Origin of the sequence: Microcoleus sp. bin38.metabat.b11b12b14.051 (assembly GCF_013299165.1) — a bacterium.
GTDB lineage: Bacteria > Cyanobacteriota > Cyanobacteriia > Cyanobacteriales > Microcoleaceae > Microcoleus.
In genome coordinates, this window is sequence record NZ_JAAFKD010000002.1 from 265,405 (window position 1) to 281,448 (window position 16,044).

Annotated in this window: 18 protein-coding genes; 5 read left to right on the plus strand and 13 right to left on the minus strand. The window is 45.8% G+C overall.

The genetic code is table 11. The annotated features are described in order from the left end of the window. Positions 1-730: 730 nt before the first annotated feature. The 6 genes from QZW47_RS03740 to radA all read right to left on the minus strand — a co-directional run bounded on the left by QZW47_RS03740 (position 731) and on the right by radA (position 5,007). Entirely contained in the window at positions 731-1,147 is a 417-nt protein-coding gene (locus tag QZW47_RS03740) for a TIGR02588 family protein (protein WP_293124098.1), read from the minus strand. Beyond that, positions 1,144-1,998: a TIGR02587 family membrane protein gene (locus QZW47_RS03745; RefSeq protein ID WP_293124100.1), complete on the minus strand. Its 855-nt coding sequence runs from the start codon at positions 1,996-1,998 to the stop codon at positions 1,144-1,146. Before QZW47_RS03745 ends, QZW47_RS03740 begins: the two co-directional genes overlap by 4 nt. 54 nt (positions 1,999-2,052) lie before the next feature. After that, the gene (locus tag QZW47_RS03750) at positions 2,053-2,586 is read right to left on the minus strand and encodes a hypothetical protein (RefSeq protein ID WP_293124102.1); all 534 of its coding nucleotides are present in this window, start codon (positions 2,584-2,586) and stop codon (positions 2,053-2,055) included. Positions 2,587-2,686: 100 nt separating this feature from the next. Then, a complete protein-coding gene (locus QZW47_RS03755) occupies positions 2,687-3,073 on the minus strand; it encodes a type II toxin-antitoxin system VapC family toxin (RefSeq protein WP_293124104.1) in 387 nt (128 codons plus the stop codon). Then, the gene (locus QZW47_RS03760; protein ID WP_293124106.1) at positions 3,070-3,315 is read right to left on the minus strand and encodes a DUF2281 domain-containing protein; all 246 of its coding nucleotides are present in this window, start codon (positions 3,313-3,315) and stop codon (positions 3,070-3,072) included. The genes QZW47_RS03755 and QZW47_RS03760 overlap by 4 nt, the downstream gene beginning before the upstream one ends. A 135-nt stretch (positions 3,316-3,450) precedes the next feature. Further along, positions 3,451-5,007, minus strand: coding sequence for a DNA repair protein RadA (radA, locus tag QZW47_RS03765; RefSeq protein ID WP_293124108.1), 1,557 nt, complete (start codon positions 5,005-5,007; stop codon positions 3,451-3,453). A 168-nt stretch (positions 5,008-5,175) separates the two neighbouring features. On the opposite strand from radA, the gene rpaB reads away from it, so the two are divergent. Together rpaB and QZW47_RS03775 are read left to right on the plus strand one after the other, a co-directional pair. After that, positions 5,176-5,907 (plus strand): response regulator transcription factor RpaB, encoded by a 732-nt coding sequence (gene rpaB / locus QZW47_RS03770; protein ID WP_293124110.1) that lies wholly within the window; start codon positions 5,176-5,178, stop codon positions 5,905-5,907. A 574-nt stretch (positions 5,908-6,481) separates the two neighbouring features. Beyond that, the gene (locus tag QZW47_RS03775; protein WP_293124112.1) at positions 6,482-7,132 is read left to right on the plus strand and encodes a cofactor assembly of complex C subunit B; all 651 of its coding nucleotides are present in this window, start codon (positions 6,482-6,484) and stop codon (positions 7,130-7,132) included. A gap of 87 nt (positions 7,133-7,219) precedes the next feature. Here the strand turns inward: QZW47_RS03775 and QZW47_RS03780 are convergent, their stop codons facing one another. From QZW47_RS03780 to rfbB, 4 genes are all read right to left on the minus strand, one after another. Then, on the minus strand, positions 7,220-7,897 hold the full coding sequence (locus QZW47_RS03780; RefSeq protein ID WP_293124114.1) for an HpsJ family protein: 678 nt from the start codon (positions 7,895-7,897) through the stop codon (positions 7,220-7,222). A gap of 44 nt (positions 7,898-7,941) precedes the next feature. Further along, entirely contained in the window at positions 7,942-8,610 is a 669-nt protein-coding gene (locus QZW47_RS03785) for a cyanoexosortase A system-associated protein (RefSeq protein ID WP_293124116.1), read from the minus strand. Then, positions 8,610-9,464: a cyanoexosortase A gene (crtA, locus tag QZW47_RS03790; RefSeq protein WP_293124118.1), complete on the minus strand. Its 855-nt coding sequence runs from the start codon at positions 9,462-9,464 to the stop codon at positions 8,610-8,612. The genes QZW47_RS03785 and crtA overlap by 1 nt, the downstream gene beginning before the upstream one ends. 224 nt (positions 9,465-9,688) lie before the next feature. Beyond that, complete coding sequence (rfbB, locus tag QZW47_RS03795) at positions 9,689-10,795, minus strand: dTDP-glucose 4,6-dehydratase (protein WP_293124120.1); 1,107 nt, start codon at positions 10,793-10,795, stop codon at positions 9,689-9,691. A gap of 361 nt (positions 10,796-11,156) precedes the next feature. On the opposite strand from rfbB, the gene QZW47_RS03800 reads away from it, so the two are divergent. From QZW47_RS03800 to QZW47_RS03810, 3 genes are all read left to right on the plus strand, one after another. Next, positions 11,157-11,654, plus strand: a complete 498-nt coding sequence (locus tag QZW47_RS03800; protein ID WP_293124122.1) for a hypothetical protein — start codon at positions 11,157-11,159, stop codon at positions 11,652-11,654. Between the two features lie 1,097 nt (positions 11,655-12,751). Then, positions 12,752-13,357, plus strand: a complete 606-nt coding sequence (locus tag QZW47_RS03805) for a DUF1517 domain-containing protein (protein ID WP_293124124.1) — start codon at positions 12,752-12,754, stop codon at positions 13,355-13,357. A 379-nt stretch (positions 13,358-13,736) separates the two neighbouring features. Next, complete coding sequence (locus QZW47_RS03810; protein ID WP_293124125.1) at positions 13,737-14,627, plus strand: hypothetical protein; 891 nt, start codon at positions 13,737-13,739, stop codon at positions 14,625-14,627. A 5-nt stretch (positions 14,628-14,632) separates the two neighbouring features. Here QZW47_RS03810 and QZW47_RS03815 read toward each other — a convergent pair whose 3' ends face one another. The 3 genes from QZW47_RS03815 to QZW47_RS03825 form a co-directional block, all read right to left on the minus strand. Then, on the minus strand, positions 14,633-15,205 hold the full coding sequence (locus QZW47_RS03815) for a hypothetical protein (RefSeq protein WP_293124126.1): 573 nt from the start codon (positions 15,203-15,205) through the stop codon (positions 14,633-14,635). Between the two features lie 64 nt (positions 15,206-15,269). Continuing rightward, positions 15,270-15,647 carry a transcriptional regulator gene (locus QZW47_RS03820; RefSeq protein ID WP_293124128.1) on the minus strand — a complete coding sequence of 126 codons (378 nt, stop codon included), beginning with the start codon at positions 15,645-15,647 and terminating at the stop codon, positions 15,270-15,272. 14 nt (positions 15,648-15,661) lie between these two features. Next, positions 15,662-15,955: a type II toxin-antitoxin system HigB family toxin gene (locus tag QZW47_RS03825; RefSeq protein ID WP_293124130.1), complete on the minus strand. Its 294-nt coding sequence runs from the start codon at positions 15,953-15,955 to the stop codon at positions 15,662-15,664. Positions 15,956-16,044 lie beyond the last annotated feature (89 nt).

Sequence of the window (16,044 nt, forward strand, 5' to 3'; positions counted from 1 at the left end):
GTATGGGTTTGTAGTGAGGACTTCAGTCCGCAATAAAGAAGGACTAAAGTCCTCACTACGAACCTTTTGTATGGGTTTGTAGTGAGGACTTCAGTCCGCAATAAAGAAGGACTAAAGTCCTCACTACAAACCTTTTGTATGGGTTTGTAGTGAGGACTTCAGTCCGCAATAAAGAAGGACTAAAGTCCTCACTACAAACCTTTTGTATGGGTTCGTAGTGAGGACTTCAGTCCGCAATAAAGAAGGACTAAAGTCCTCACTACGAACCTTTTGTATGGGTTTGTAGTGAGGACTTCAGTCCGCAATAAAGAAGGACTAAAGTCCTCACTACAAACCTTTTGTATGGGTTTGTAGTGAGGACTTCAGTCCGCAATAAAGAAGGACTAAAGTCCTCACTACAAACCTTTTGTATGGGTTCGTAGTGAGGACTTCAGTCCGCAATAAAGAAGGACTAAAGTCCTCACTACAAACCTTTTGTATGGGTTCGTAGTGAGGACTTCAGTCCGCAATAAAGAAGGACTAAAGTCCTCACTACAAACCTTTTGTATGGGTTTGTAGTGAGGACTTCAGTCCGCAATAAAGAAGGACTAAAGTCCTCACTACGAACCTTTTGTATGGGTTTGTAGTGAGGACTTCAGTCCGCAATAAAGAAGGACTAAAGTCCTCACTACGAACCTTTTGTATGGGTTTGTAGTGAGGACTTCAGTCCGCAGAAATCATCCGATATTTGTTAAGGCAATTGATAACTACTCGATCGCACAATCAATTTACCTTGACTCGGGTTGCGACTAAAAATAAAAGCTCCTTCTTTAGTTTCGCCACTTGACAAAAAATCAATTTGCTGGTCTCCCGATTCCAAAACTTCGCCGTTGACGCGCAGCTCGGCTATAACTTGCACTGATTGGGCCGTTTCGCCGCCCGTGTTAGTAACTGTAAACGCGACGTAAAATTGCCCTTGGGTGGCGCGAATTGGGGCGTTGCGAGTCACAGAAATCACCGGAGGTTCCTGCTTTTTAGTCACCCAGTTGTAGAGTACGAGTCCAGTGAGGGTTGACAGGATCGAACAGGCGATCGCAAATGTCACCCATTCAGCAAAAGTTCTTTTTTGTGGCTGTTCCTTCTGACTTTCCGTATTACTGTCACTCATACCGCCAACCTCCCCGCCGCGCCGCCAACAGTCGCAGGTAATCCCAATACTAACGTATAGCTCAACCAAACAGACCAAGGGTCATCAAAACTGAGTTTTTGGAAGAAAAACAGCATAAATGCAGAAGCCACCAGCGATACTAAATACGCCATCACAGTTTCGCTGAGGGGACTCTGAAAAATTCCTTGCTGCTGCTGGCGTTTTGCTTGATAAGTAAAGCCGGCGGCGAATACAATACCGTAGGAAATTAGCAGCGAAGCGGCGATAATTGCTAATTGCCAAGGTGGCGAAATAGCTGATGCTAGCATGGGAATTTCGTCAGTTGGGGCGATGTTGAAAGCGATTATCATCGCGCCGATTAAAGTAGCGCCGATATCTGCTACAGTTGGATTAATCATCGGTTCGCTGTCGCTGTCTGAGGTTTGATAGCGATCGCCACTCAAGAAACCGCTGGCTAGGGCCACTCCCAAAGCAAAGGGCAAGCCTTCAAACACAATTTTTCCCAAAGCTTCTTGCAGCGGAGTATCCGGCTTAATTTCCCTGAGCAAAAACAGGATAACAGCGGCGCAGACAATGCCAATCGCGATCGCTTCTACGGTATCGATTGCAGCATCTCGCCAGCGGATGTCCTTAGTTTTGCGAAAGCCTTCAGTGCGAGTCAGCAAGAAAACGACGATAAAAGTAGTTGCAATGGCGATCGACATTTGTGCTGGTTTAGTCGAGGAACCGATCCACCAAACCTCCATCGTATAAAGCAGCGGAATTCCGAACAAAAAGCCGCCCGATGCACCGCGAATGATGTCGTTTAGTTCATTTGACCACTGATTTTTGCGTCTTTTTGACTTGTTCATATTTCGGCTAAACGGCGAATCAAAAAATTATAAATTATGGCTTTGTTAACAACATTACGCAGTTGGTGATTGAGTTTCTATCTGCTTAACTTGATTCTGCAACTTTTCAACTTCATCAATTAACTGCAACACTGTAATTGCAATATCTGGTCTAATTGCTGGTTGGGCACTATTGTCAATCTGTGAATGCGCCCAATCTTGCAGTTGCTTTAAACTTCTTAGTTTGCTAAAGATAGGATTTCCGTCATGTTCAGCAATACTCGCAACTTCATGACTAAATTCAGCTAACCTAGCAAATAGTTCGTCCTTCCAGGAACCTACCAAAATGCACTGATTCACTGTGTAATGTACCAGATTAGGAGCCGTGAATCTCACATTAGGCTTAGCTAAAAAGTTATTATCTAAACCTAGCGATGAATCAAAAGTTTCGCAAACACTTTTGAAAATTTGTGTAAATTGTTCCTGCTTTTCAACTGTCAGCGGACGATCAAACAACACAGTGTGAGTATGTGCAGTAATGCCATTATCTGTACTTGTGCGATTTGTAGAACGAATTGTTAAATCGTTAATAGTGTATTTTTTTTTCATTAATCCTGCTTCCTGGCAAGGTTGAAAGTCAGCTTTTTTATTTAAAAAATCAAAGGCCTTAATTGAAAACCATGCTCCTTTATTTTTATACTAACTTAATTCACCACATTCGGGCGATCGCATAAGCATCAAAAATAGCATCCACGCTCAAAACGGGTATCTGTTCCGCCATAGACTGGGCAATTATCAGCCTGTCAAATGGATCGCGGTGGTGTAAAGGAAGTGAAGCCACAACCTCAATGTGGTCAAAACTTATTTCCAGTATCTCAATCCTATTAACTGCGATCTGCTCCTTGATAAACTCCATAAAAGGCATACTAAAATTTAGCCGGCTTATGCTGTGCTTAATCGCCATTTCCCAAACGCTAGCTGTGCTGAGGAGAATATCGTTATCTCCGTTGTCAATTAGCGATCGCCCTGTTATGCTGAGGCTTGAACTGTCTGTCGCGTACCAAATAAAGGCATGAGTGTCCAACAATAGCCTCATTCCATGTACTCCTTAAACTCTTCTAGCGGTTCATCAAAATCATCGGACATCCAAACCATGCCTTTAGCACTTCCTGCTTGCCGATTGGGTTTAGCTTTTTTAGGGATTACTACCAATTTTACAACAGGCTCGTTATCCTTAGCGATCGCAACTTCTTCACCTCTCATCGCCGCTTCGATTAATTCCAGAAGTTTTTCTTGGGCTTCAACAATATCTACTTGATACATAATTTTTGCCTCCATACTCTTGATTTATCTGTCAACAGTCAACAGTCAACAGTCAACAGTCAACAGTCAACAGTCAACAGTCAACAGTCAACAGTCAACAGTCAACAGTCAACAGTCAACAGTCAACAGTCAATACATCACCATTCTAACTCAACTCGATAAATCCTCTTCTTCCAAATCAATAGACGGCAACTCCATATCATCAGAGTTTAACTGAGCCGGAGTAGCTGGAATCGCCGCAATAATTGCATCGATTACTCTAGCCACCGGAATAATCTCCATCCCCAAATCTGGCACCGATTGATTCTTAGGAATAATCGCCCTTTTGAAACCCAATTTCGCCGCCTCCCTGATCCGTAACTCTAACTGGGAAACAGGCCGAACTTGTCCGCCCAAACCGACTTCTCCGAGCAAAACTGTGCGCGCATCAATTACCCGATCGCGAAAACTGGCCACAATTGCGATCGCCACCCCCAAATCTGCCGCCGGTTCCTCCACCTTCAACCCGCCCACCGACGCCACAATCACATCCAATTTAGATAAAGGAATCCCCACCCTTTTCTCCAAAACAGCCAAAATTTGCTGCAATCTACCAGTATCCACACCAGTAGTAGAACGGCGTGGCGCACCAAAACTCGCAGGGCTGACTAACGCCTGAATCTCCACTAAAATCGGTCTAGTTCCCTCACAAGCAACCGTCGTCGAAGTACCCGGAGAAAATTCATCTTTATTGCCTAAAAACAACTCCGACGGATTATCTACTTCTCGCAAACCATTTGCTACCATCTCAAAAACACCGATTTCATGAGTCGCGCCAAAACGGTTTTTCATCGATCGCAAAAGCCGATGAGAAGCAAAGCGATCGCCCTCAAAATACAGTACAGTATCTACCAAATGCTCCAAAACCCTCGGCCCCGCCAAAGATCCATCCTTAGTAACGTGGCCAACCAAAAACAAAGTAATATTTTCCCGTTTCGCAACCTGCATCAAAGCAGACGTACATTCCCGCACCTGAGCCACCGAACCCGGAGCCGATGTTAAATTAGCAAAATAAATAGTTTGAATGCTATCAATCACCGCCACATTCGGTTTCAGTGATTCCAACTCCCGCAAAACAACTTCTAAATCCGTCTCTGGAAGCAAGTAGAAATTCTCGGCTGAATTGTCCTCGGAATCGGTTTTAGCTTCCCGATTGCTATCAGATATCTTTCCGCCATTACTTGACAAATTAACCGGATTAGCCACGCCCAAACGCTGCGATCGCAATTTCACTTGCTGGCCAGACTCCTCCGCACTCACATAGAGTATTCTATCCTTACGAGCCAACATATTCGCCATCTGCAACAGCAGAGTCGATTTCCCGATTCCCGGTTCCCCACCAATCAACACCAGCGAGCCCGGAACAATCCCACCTCCCAAAACTCGATCGAGCTCCCCGTAACCAGAAGGCCAGCGAGACTGAGTTTGGTCAGAAATCTGCGATAATCTAAAAGATACCTTTGGTTGACCCTTCGACTTATCAGGAGGCGAACCGTGCAGTCCCTTACTTGTCACCCCAGTCAAACCAGCCCGCGGCCCACCAGCAGCATGTGGTTCTAACTGCTCGTCAAAAGAATCCCACTTGTGACAGCTAGGACACCTGCCAAAATATTGTGGTGAATCATACCCGCATTCCCGACAAATATATTGTATTCGAGGCTTAGGCATTGTTTACAGATATGATAAATAGTCAACCTTAACATTTGAAAAAGTCTGAGTTAAAGCAATTATCAAGCTTTCAGACCGATCGCCACAGGCCAATGAGTTTGTGTCTTCTATGATAGGGTAAAAAAAAATAACATTATCTGAAATGTAACTTAAGGAGTGCTCGGTAACTTGGAAAACCATAAAGAAAAAATTCTGGTAGTCGATGACGAAGCCAGTATCCGCCGCATTCTGGAGACTCGCCTTTCCATGATTGGCTACGATGTCGTCACCGCTGCTGACGGCGAAGAAGCTCTCGAAACATTTCGCAACACCGAACCCGACTTAGTGGTTTTGGACGTGATGATGCCAAAACTCGACGGTTACGGCGTCTGTCAGGAGTTGCGTAAAGAATCAGACGTACCCATCATCATGCTAACCGCTTTGGGAGACGTAGCCGATCGCATCACCGGTTTAGAATTGGGCGCCGACGATTACGTAGTCAAACCCTTCTCTCCCAAAGAGCTCGAAGCCCGCATCCGTTCGGTACTCCGCCGGGTTGACAAAAACGGCGCTTCCGGCATTCCCAGTTCTGGAGTCATCCAAGTCACCAACATTAGGATTGACACCAACAAGCGCCAAGTTTACAAAGGCGACGAACGAATTCGGCTCACGGGCATGGAATTTAGCTTGTTAGAACTGCTTGTCAGCCGTTCTGGAGAGCCTTTTTCGCGATCGGAAATTTTGCAAGAAGTTTGGGGATATACGCCAGAACGCCACGTAGATACCCGCGTTGTAGACGTTCACATCTCCCGGCTGAGGGCAAAGTTGGAAGACGACCCCAGCAACCCCGAATTAATTCTCACCGCCCGCGGTACCGGCTATCTCTTCCAGCGAATTGTCGAAATTGGTGAAGTCGGTTAACAGTTGACAGCTTGCGCGCTCGCGACTTGCCCGCCCGCGAAGTCGAGGGGAGTCGAAGAGTTGACAGTTGACAGAAGAGCCCGCCCGCGGAGTCGAGGGGTTGACAGCTTGCGCTGAGCGAAGTCGAAGAGTTGACAGTTGGCAGTTGACAGTTGACAGTTGGCAGTTGGCAGTTGACAGTTGACAGTTGGCAGTTGTTAAACTACCAACTACTAATTTATAGAACTTAAGCACGGGTGTCCAGAAACCGGGTTTTTTAAGCAAAATACTTGGTTAAAACCCTCAATCTCGTTAAAAAACCCGGTTTCTTGGTGAGCAAGTGCGTCAGCCTAAATGACCAATGATATCATCTCAGATCAATTACCATAACAAACATGGTTCGTAGTGCGGACTTCAGTCCGCAGCATGAGAGCGGACTGAAGTCCGCGCTACGAACCTTACTGATTGCGGTCACGGTTCGTAGTGTGGACTTCAGTCCGCAGCATGAGAGCGGACTGAAGTCCGCGCTACGAACCTTACTGATTGCGGTCAATCGATCGGCATGATATGACCAATGACCAATTCCCAATGAGTAATGACAAAATCTGATCCAAATAGAGTTTTACGGCAATTGCCCTTAGTTGCGGGAGGATTAGCAGGTACGCTGCTGATGGTCAACCGCTTGCTGACGCCGCAAATTACAGACTCTCAAGCTCGATCGGACGTTTTGGGAGTAATTATCAGCGCCCTGCTGATTTTAACAGGTTTGCTGTGGCAACAAGTGCAAGCGCGATCGCCCGATTCCGTGCAGCTTATCGGCTCTGAAGGGTTCGAGTTAGCGCCGGATTTGCCCGAGGCTGTCAAGCTAGAATTAGCCTGGGCGTCGCGTTTGCTGTTGACAAATACGGCCACAAGGGCGATCGTCATTGTATATCAAGGAAAAGTCCTCTTGCGCCGGGGCATCTTAGGCATCAATCCCGAAGTCAAACCAGGGCCAATATTGCAGCGAGTCCTAGACAAAAACAAACCAGTTTATTTAGTAAATCTGAATATTTATCCCGGTAAAATTGAATTTGATTACTTACCAGAAAACACCCAAGGAGTCATCTGTCAGCCCATTGGCACCCAAGGCGTTTTAATCTTAGGTGCCAACGCCCCCCGCAGCTACACAAAACAAGACGAAAACTGGGTAGAAGGCATTGCTGAAAAACTAGAAAATACGATCGCTCAGCACCTAAATGATTAAAATTGTAGGTGCGGATTACGCACCCTACTAACTAAAAAATCACAATTCGTAGAGTACGCAATCCGCATATAACAGAACTCAAAACCACTACCTAGCCCAATCAGTACCGCGCCAGATTGTGAAAAACAAAACGCTAGAAATCAGCGCGCCCAGCAGCCACTTAATAGAATTTTTAAATAACCCCATCCGCTGATTAGACTGCACCGCAGCGCTTTGCGTCTGCAACCGTTCCTTAGCCGGAGTAATTCTCGAAAGAATTTGGTTTTTCAATTCCTGCGGGTTTTGCGTATCCGCTGGTACTCCCAAACGTGTAAGTTCCCCCGCCAAATTCTTTAAATCTTCAGGAGTACCCTTGTTCAGCCGTTCTTCCACCTGTTGCAATTGAGCTAATTGTTGGTTGGCTTGAGTAGTAATTTGCTTGTTGTTTTGGTTGTTGACGTAAATCGTGCCAAAAATTCCCAAAGGCATCATCAACAGAAAAATTACCGCCAGCAGCAGAGAAATCCACGACAACGCCTTCAAAAACAAATCTTCAAAACTTCGGCGATCGTATCCTTCGCCAAAAAATATTAGCGCCATTGCTAGCAAAGGAACTGGTACTCGTTCCACTATAGCGCCAATAGTCTGCAATTCCCAGACGCGATTGCCAAAATTTGGTGGTATCAAAACTGCGATCGTATCTAATAAAGATAGAATTAATAGACCGTAGCCAATCCAACGCAGCCTGTAAATAGAAAAACCTTGTTCGCCTTGTACGTCATTCATAAATAATCACAATTGTGGTTCCAAAAAATCTCTTTTGACTAGAATTAAGGTTCGGGAAATCGCGGTTGCCACCACCCATGCCAAGAAACCCAAGCATTCTCTAGAATTTTTGTGGCCTCTTTTGGAGTGGTTTTATCCAAAGGTACAGACATTTGAGTCCACAAACAGCGTCTGTCTTGAATGTTTCCCCTACCCAAAAGCCAAAACAGAATGCGGTTCGGCTGCCAATCGCTAGTATTTCGATTGTATCTAAACTGTTGGGAAGTGACTGTAGCAGGGCCGCGAGGGTTGATACAGGAACTCAAATACAGTCGATTTTGCAGTTGCAAAATTCCGTGATATCCACCACCTGGAGTGTTAGCTAATGCTAGTTTACCAGGAGATGACTTGAGAACAGTATTTCCCTTCATCATAGCTTCCACATCCCCAATGGTGTTGACCGCGTAGCGCATTTCTATTTCGAGATTCGTGCCATTTTTTTGATATTCATATTTCCTGGCAGCTTTGAACTCGGAATTGTCAGTAATTGCCAGCGGCGCGCTCTTCTCCTGTTTCCAGTCTGCTAGAGGCACCGCCGGGGGAAAGTCAAAGTTGGTTGCCGCTGTGTTGGGTGCGGAGGGATAAAATATTAATTTTCCGGTCACCAACAAAACCCCTCCCAAAGTAACAGCCAACAGGGAAATTCTCAATGGTTTCCAATAAGTAATAGCCATTAGAAATTTTGTTTTTCCTTATTTTTCGGTTCGTCTTTCAAAATTGCAAACCAGCAGAACAACCCGAAAATGAATACAGCAATCATCGAAAAGACTACCGAACCATTTCCTTCGTGCCAGTATTTAAATGCTTGCGGTTGAGATAGCGATACCAGCACGGCCATGAGAGCAACTCGCGCGGCATTGACCACAAATGCAATAATTATTGCCAGGATTGGTACTACAATTTTTTGACCCGTAGTTGTCGGAAACATCAGCAAGAAAACCAGGGCTAGTCCTAACAATTGTAGAATCGCATTCACGCCCGAACAGCCGTGATACACTTCGACGCTGCCTTTTTCTAGGATGAGAAATACTCCTTGCCGCACCACTTCAAATCCTAAGTAGTGCAGGATGAAAGCGGAAAATTTTGCTGTTAATTTGGCTACGTCAACGAATACTCCAATCAATCCGGGAGGAATAGCTGTGTAGCCAAGAATTAGCAGTTCCTGCCAGTATTGTTTCAGTCCTTTTGTGCCGGATGCTAGCAACGCCAGACTTACTCCTGTCAAGAATGGCGAAAGTCTGATGAAAAAGTCGTATCCACTAGGTATCGAAGAACTTTTGAGTAAGATGAAAGCAATTAACGATGCTCCAAAAAAGCTGGCGAAAATTCCGCTTTCAAAGGTTAAGGATTCGTGTCTTTCCCAAATGAGAAATGCTACGACTCCCCAAAACAGTAACATGGTGCCAAATAGGTCAGTGTCGTTGGTTCTGGAAGTCAGAGTCAGGTGGAGGGCAATCAAACCGGAGCCGATGCCTAACAGCCAGTATTTAGGTTCTTGGACTTGTTTGAGCCAGTTGATTTCGGTCATTGCTGCTTTCTGTTTTTTACTAAAAGCTTTTAAAATGCTTAATACTCTAACTCTATTGAAATTATCAGCGACAAGCACTTAAATTTAGGCGTTGGCGATGACTGTTAACTAAATCTTCACAAAGATTGACAATTGTCAATCTTTGTGATATTGACTTCTAGCTAATTAAATCAGAGTAGTTTGTAGGGTGCGCGCTGCCCACCCGAATTAGCAATTACCAATTACTAATTAGCGTAAACTTTGCGGTAGTAATTTTGATATTCCTCCGAAAGCAGGGGTTCCCACCATTCGCGATGGGCTAAGTACCATTCCACAGTTTGTCGCAAACCTTGTTCAACTGTGACTGAGGGAGTCCAACCTAACTCTGTTTTAATTTTGTTGGCATTAATAGCGTAACGCCGATCGTGCCCGGCTCTGTCTTTGACAAATGAGATCAGTTGTTCGCAAGGACGTGCTGGCAATTCAGGAGCTAATTCGTCCATTAACTCGCAGAGCATTTTGACTAAATCGAGATTTTTTACTTCGTTGTTGCCGCCAACATTGTAGGTTTCCCCGGGCTGACCGCGGTTGATAACGGCATCTAAGGCGCGGCAGTGGTCGAGCACGAACAGCCAATCTCGGACGTTTTGACCGTCGCCGTATACTGGTAGCGGTTTGCCCAATAGCATATTGATGCACATTAACGGAATCAGCTTTTCGGGGAAGTGATAGGGGCCGTAATTGTTGGAACAGTTGGTGATAATTGTTGGCAGCCCGTAGGTGTGGAAATAGGCGCGGGCGAGGTGGTCGCTGCCGGCTTTTGAGGCTGAGTAGGGACTGTTGGGCGAGTAGGCGGTGGTTTCGGTAAATGCCGGGTCGTCGGGGCCCAGACTCCCGTAAACTTCGTCGGTAGAAACGTGGAGGAAGCGCATTTGGGCTTTGACAGACGAGTCATCAATGACTTCCCAATGCTTGCGGAAGGCTTCTAAGAGTGTGAAGGTGCCGACTACGTTGGTTTGAACGAAGGCGCCGGGCCCGATAATTGACCTGTCAACGTGGGATTCTGCGGCAAAGTGGGCGACTGTGTTGATGTTTTCTTCTTTGAGCAAGCTATCGACGAGGGTACGATCGCAAATATCCCCTTGGACAAACCGAAAATTTTCTCCTCCTTCCAAACTTGCCAGGGTTTGTCTGTTACCGGCGTAGGTTAAAGCGTCGAGTACGATTACTCGCGAGCCCGGATAGCTGCTGCACCAGTGATGCACAAAATTCGAGCCGATAAATCCAGCTCCGCCCGTCACCAACAATCTATGAGGCTCTCGCTCAATGCCTTGATTCCCGCTGTCTGTCATAAAAATAAGAGTTTTTCCAATAACGAAGTCTTTTCAAAAGTAGCCTTAAAAGTAGTTTGTCATCAAGTGTTTCCCTCACTGTGATTAAAATTTCTATTGTCTGGCTTCAGATTTTCTAATGGGAGCGCGATCGCCCGCGCGGGGAGCGCCTGATTTTTTTTTTACCTTTTTTTTAAGCTAAACGCTTGCGTCACAACGGTTTCAAATTTGAAAAACTGGAATTTGAAATGATAATTGCGATCGGGCGAGCGCTGAGATTTGCGATCGATCTGTGATTTGGGGCCGCCCTTCGAGTTGATACATTTGTAAAGAGCTGTTACCATTTATTTTTTAATTATCCTTTACCAAATCGCTTGGCACCATGAAGAAGTTTCAAGTGTTCGCTGGCATTGCTTCCACCATCGCGATCGCGAGCAGCATCGCACTATGTGAGGCCGCATCTGCTTTTCCCTGTTCCTACCAGAAATCTGGGGGTGGGGTAACTCAATCTAGTTCTGCGCCAACTGTTCTAGGTTCCGGTGGCTCGGATGACATGAATCCGTGGAGATCCAACAAAATATTAGCTCTCGGTTTCCTGGGTTTGGCTGGGGTTTTGGGCTCGGGTGCAGCTTACATGAGCTATCGCGCCGGCCAGCGCGTTTCTGCTGCTTGCGCTGCGATGAGCGATAATTTTGAAGTTTTTGAGGAGCCGATCGAGCCGATCGCAGATGCAGGTGTTGCTGAGCCAGCAGATGCGGTTACAGGCGTTCGCGAACACCCGGAAGCCCCTGGCGGCGAACTGGATGTGCCAGTTTCGCCAGTTGCCGAGTTAAGTTCGGAAATTGCGATCGAACAAGTGGATCGGGCGATCGTCAAATAGTTATTTGCAACCAAAATATTCGCGAGCATCGCCTCCAGTCGCAAGGCTGGAGGTTTTTTGATTGGAAATTATTGACTCGTACACCAAATCGCGATCGTGCGCAATAACCTACAACGTTGGTATTTTTATCGTTGGAATCCGGTTGCTGCGTCAGCTATTTCTACAACTAATACCATTTTTCTAAAGATGCAATAGAGAGCAACGACCGTTGGACATTGTAATTATCTCCTTGACCTTTTCATAAAACTCTATCATAACTTTAAAAAAATGGTATAAGGTTCGTAGTGTGGACTTTAGTCCGCTCTTATTGCGGACTAAAGTCCACACTACGAACCATTTTTGTTATGGTCATACCATTTTTCAAATATCTGGTAGAGATACAGGACAATTGGGCTTTGTAATTATTTACTTTACCTTTTAATGAAAGTTTCTCACCACATTAAAAAAATGGTATAACTAACTCAATAGGCTTGAATTGCCCAAATTTTTGATAGTAGAAGTAAAGCGCAGATGAAAGCTGATTAACGCCAGAGAATTTTCCAATTGGAGGGCGAATGCTGGCAATTGGACTATCAACGATACTTGAAGTTGAGTTGAAGCGAGACAGTGCGGCGAGCCGATCGCTCAAAATACTCCTTGATCTCAATCTGAGGTTAGACGGCAAGAGTTCCAATTGCCTGCTACGGTTGGAGATATAGCCCTACAAATTAGAAAGTATAGGTTGTCAGTAACTCAGCCCTTTAGGGACTGAGCTTGTAAGATAAATCGAGCAAGCTGTACTGACCAGACCCCTCGATCGCGAGGAGCCGTTATTTAGGTCACGACACCGAAGAATGCGACGCCAGTTTTTCGCTCTGTCATCTGCAATTAAACAGTTTTAAAGTCACTGAAACAGTGTTGCAGGTCTAACAAGCCTTTATAACCAGGTCGAGGCCAACATTACCCCGCAAGGGAGAAAGGAGACCACAATATCTCCATTGGAGGGGCAACCATACCCTTCCAACCCCGCAAGGGGGTTCACGGGGACTAAAGTCCCCCGGGTCGTTTCCCTCTCGGGACTAAAGTCGCCGAGTTTCCCACTTACCGTATTTCTTTTTATGAATGCTTGGCGCGATCGATTCAATCAATTTACAGGTAAAACTCGATTGGCAGTTTGCCGCATCTTCGTTCAGCTAACAGGCGAAGAAGTGGCACCGCTGTTAGGAGTTCTCAACCGCACCGCCAGAGAAGGGATAGATGCCGATGGCGACGTAGTAGCGTTAGGAGAAGGGCTGGTAGAAATTTGCAATCACCTGTTGCAGTATGACAACTACTGGCAAGCAGCGGCCAATGAGGGCGATGTTTTTTGGGATGAAGGCGAAGCCGGCGATTATGTCGATGAAATTTTTACTGATTCAGCCGATCGCTATCTCAGCGAGCCTCAATACAGCACATCTGTTTATGATAAAAATTCCCCCTTGTCTTTACCAGTAACGAGGAATGTCGTGGTGATGCTGACTGTCGCCTATGAAGGCGAAGTTCCGGCCCTGGAAACTGACCTCGCTGAGCTCGGCGCCCTGAAAGTCGGTTTAAAAGCACTGATTAATTTACATTACCAAGAAAGGCTGCGAGCCGTGCAAGTTCACTTTTCTCCCGCACAGTTGGGAGATGAACTCACTAACGACCAAGTTTTGGTCAATTTCCCAGAACTCATTCCCCTTTAAAACAGTTGACAATTGACAGTTGACAGTTGGCAGTTGACAGTTGACAGCTTGCGCTGAGCGAAGTCGAAGAGTTGACAGTTGACAGCTTGCGCTGAGCGACTTGCCCCGAGCGAAGTCGAGGGGAGTCGAAGAGTTGACAGTTGACAGCTTGCGCTGAGCGAAGTCGAAGAGTTGACAGTTGACAGCTTGCGCTGAGCGAAGTCGAAGAGTTGACAGTTGACAGTTGACAGTTGACAGTTGACAACTAAAAAACAGATACTGCGATTGCTTCGTTCCTCGCAATGACAAACAAAAAAAGCGTTAAGTTCAGTGAATTGATGACAAATGACTACTGACAAATGACTACTGACAAATGACTACTGACAAATGACAAATTATTATGATGCTGCGAAAATTGACAATTTATTTAATGGCTTTAACTTTTTTGTGGACGACAACTGCCTGCGGTTCTCCTCGCACGGAAACACGTGTAAATGAGCCACAGAATCCTCCGGCAAATCGGAGTGTTAACACAGTGCCTCAGGCACCGAGCAATAACTTGACTCAAGGTCAATATTCCGTACAGCAAGCTGCCTACGATGATAGTGATGGCGAATACAGTTTGATGTTGCTGAATACTCCCCCCGGCACAACTCCGGTTTACCGCACTACCGATTTGCAAATGGCTCGCTTGACGGAGGAAGAAATTTCGGCAGGTAAGAAAAGTTATCTAAGTCTGGATAACAATAAAGCAGTTTTGCATTTAACAGAAGATTTTAAAATAGAGTACGTTCACAACGTTACTGAAACTGTTAACAATTCTCAAACAGGTCAGCAGGAAACGGTGGTAGTTCGGCAGCAATCAGGCTTCTGGGCGCCGTTTGCAGGGGCGCTGGCCGGTCAGGCGATCGGCAGTTTGCTATTTACACCGCGATATTACGTGCCGCCGTTCTATCAGCCGGGTGTGATGGTAGGCTATGGGGGGTACGGCAATACTTACCGCCAAGCTGTGGTGCAATATCAAACTCGCTACCAAGCACCGCCTCCGGCTGTGAGAAACCGTCAAGTTTTAAGGACGACTGGCCGCTTGCGATCGCCCACGTCGAACGTGCCAGTAAGACGCCCAGTACAGCCAGGGGCCAATCGCTCGACTGGTTCGGGTTACGGTGGCAGCGATTTGAGGCGATCGCAGCCGGGCCAAAATCAAAACAGGCGGAGTCCGAGTTTTGGTAGCGGCAGGAGTTCTCGTCAACCGAGTCGCAATCGCTCTTCCGGCGGTAGAAGGCGGTAAGAATGTCATGTTTGAAACTCAGGCAAAATGTATCCTGGCCTTACATCAGTGCAAATTCGAGGATTCCACTCTGGATTTAATGTCAGCAATTTAGGCCAAGGCTGTAAAGAATTCTCCCTCAATTCCTGATGATAAAAATAGAGAACAAGACAAAATAGACCTGAAACTGAAAACAAAGCATTCTTTAGATTAGCCTCTTTGTAAAATTTGTGGCGCTCATGTTTTATATTATTATAAAGCTTCCACCAGTCTGGGTTCTTAGCTGAAACCCAGGAATCCCAAGGGGTGAGGCTAAGGTTATATCGAGGAATAAGTACCTTCAGATCGGGAATAAACTTATATTGTGAGTGAAGGATTTCTCTGTAATGGTTGATATTTTCTGCCTTGCTTGTGGGTTGCACCTTATTGCAAAGAAGCTTGCTGACAACATCAACTTCAGACCCAGCACTTAAGATAATTTGAGCATAAGCAACCGAATAGGTGTTATAGTTCTCTTCGCAGCACTCAACGTATCGAGTGGTAGCCTCTAAATCGGATTCAAGAGCAACAAAGAATTGCCAATAAGGATAAGACATCATTACACCTTTCGTCTTGAGTAACTACATATAACCACAAAATACCGCGTCAAGACACGTAAGATTTTTACGCGGGGATTTTGACCGACTTATAGGGTTGGATGAGAATTTCAGCCGGAATCCCCAGTTCTTGATTCAACTTCCGAATCATCTCCAAGGTCAAGGAACGTTTACGAGATAAAACCTCGGATACCCTAGCCCGACTACCGAGACATGACTCTAAATCGCGACGAGACCATCCGCGAGTTTCCATGTAATAATAAATCGCTTCGATCGGCTCGGGGATTGCGATCGGAATGTGTTTCTTCTCGTAGGCTTCCACTAAGGTGCTGAGTACATCTAATCGATCGTACTCAGGAGTGTTTGGGGCTGCATTAAACAGTAACTCGATTTCTCGAATGGCTTCCTGATAGTCGGTTTCATTTCTAATTGGGCGCAATTCCATACATCCACCTCTATTTAGACTATTTCTGCATCTACTTTGTCATATTCGGCATGAGTGCCAATAAATCGGATGAAAATAATACCCAGGTCATAACGAATTGCCACAATCAGCCGATAGCTGTTGCCTTTAATATTGAAAACGACACGGTTGTTTGCAATGATGCTGGCATTACGATGAGCAGTTTTCACATCTACCGGACTCTGCCAGTCGGCGTGAGATGCTTCGTAGTACCAAGTTTTCAGTGCTTCTTCGGTATCTGGATGAGATTCCCAGAAGTCTCGTAGGGTGCTGCGGGACAAAATACGCATAGCGTCTATAATAGCGCGCTCCCATTTGGGGAGCAAGAGGCACTTGAAGAAATGCTAACTTTTTTCCCAAACTGGCTAACGTAAAGTTT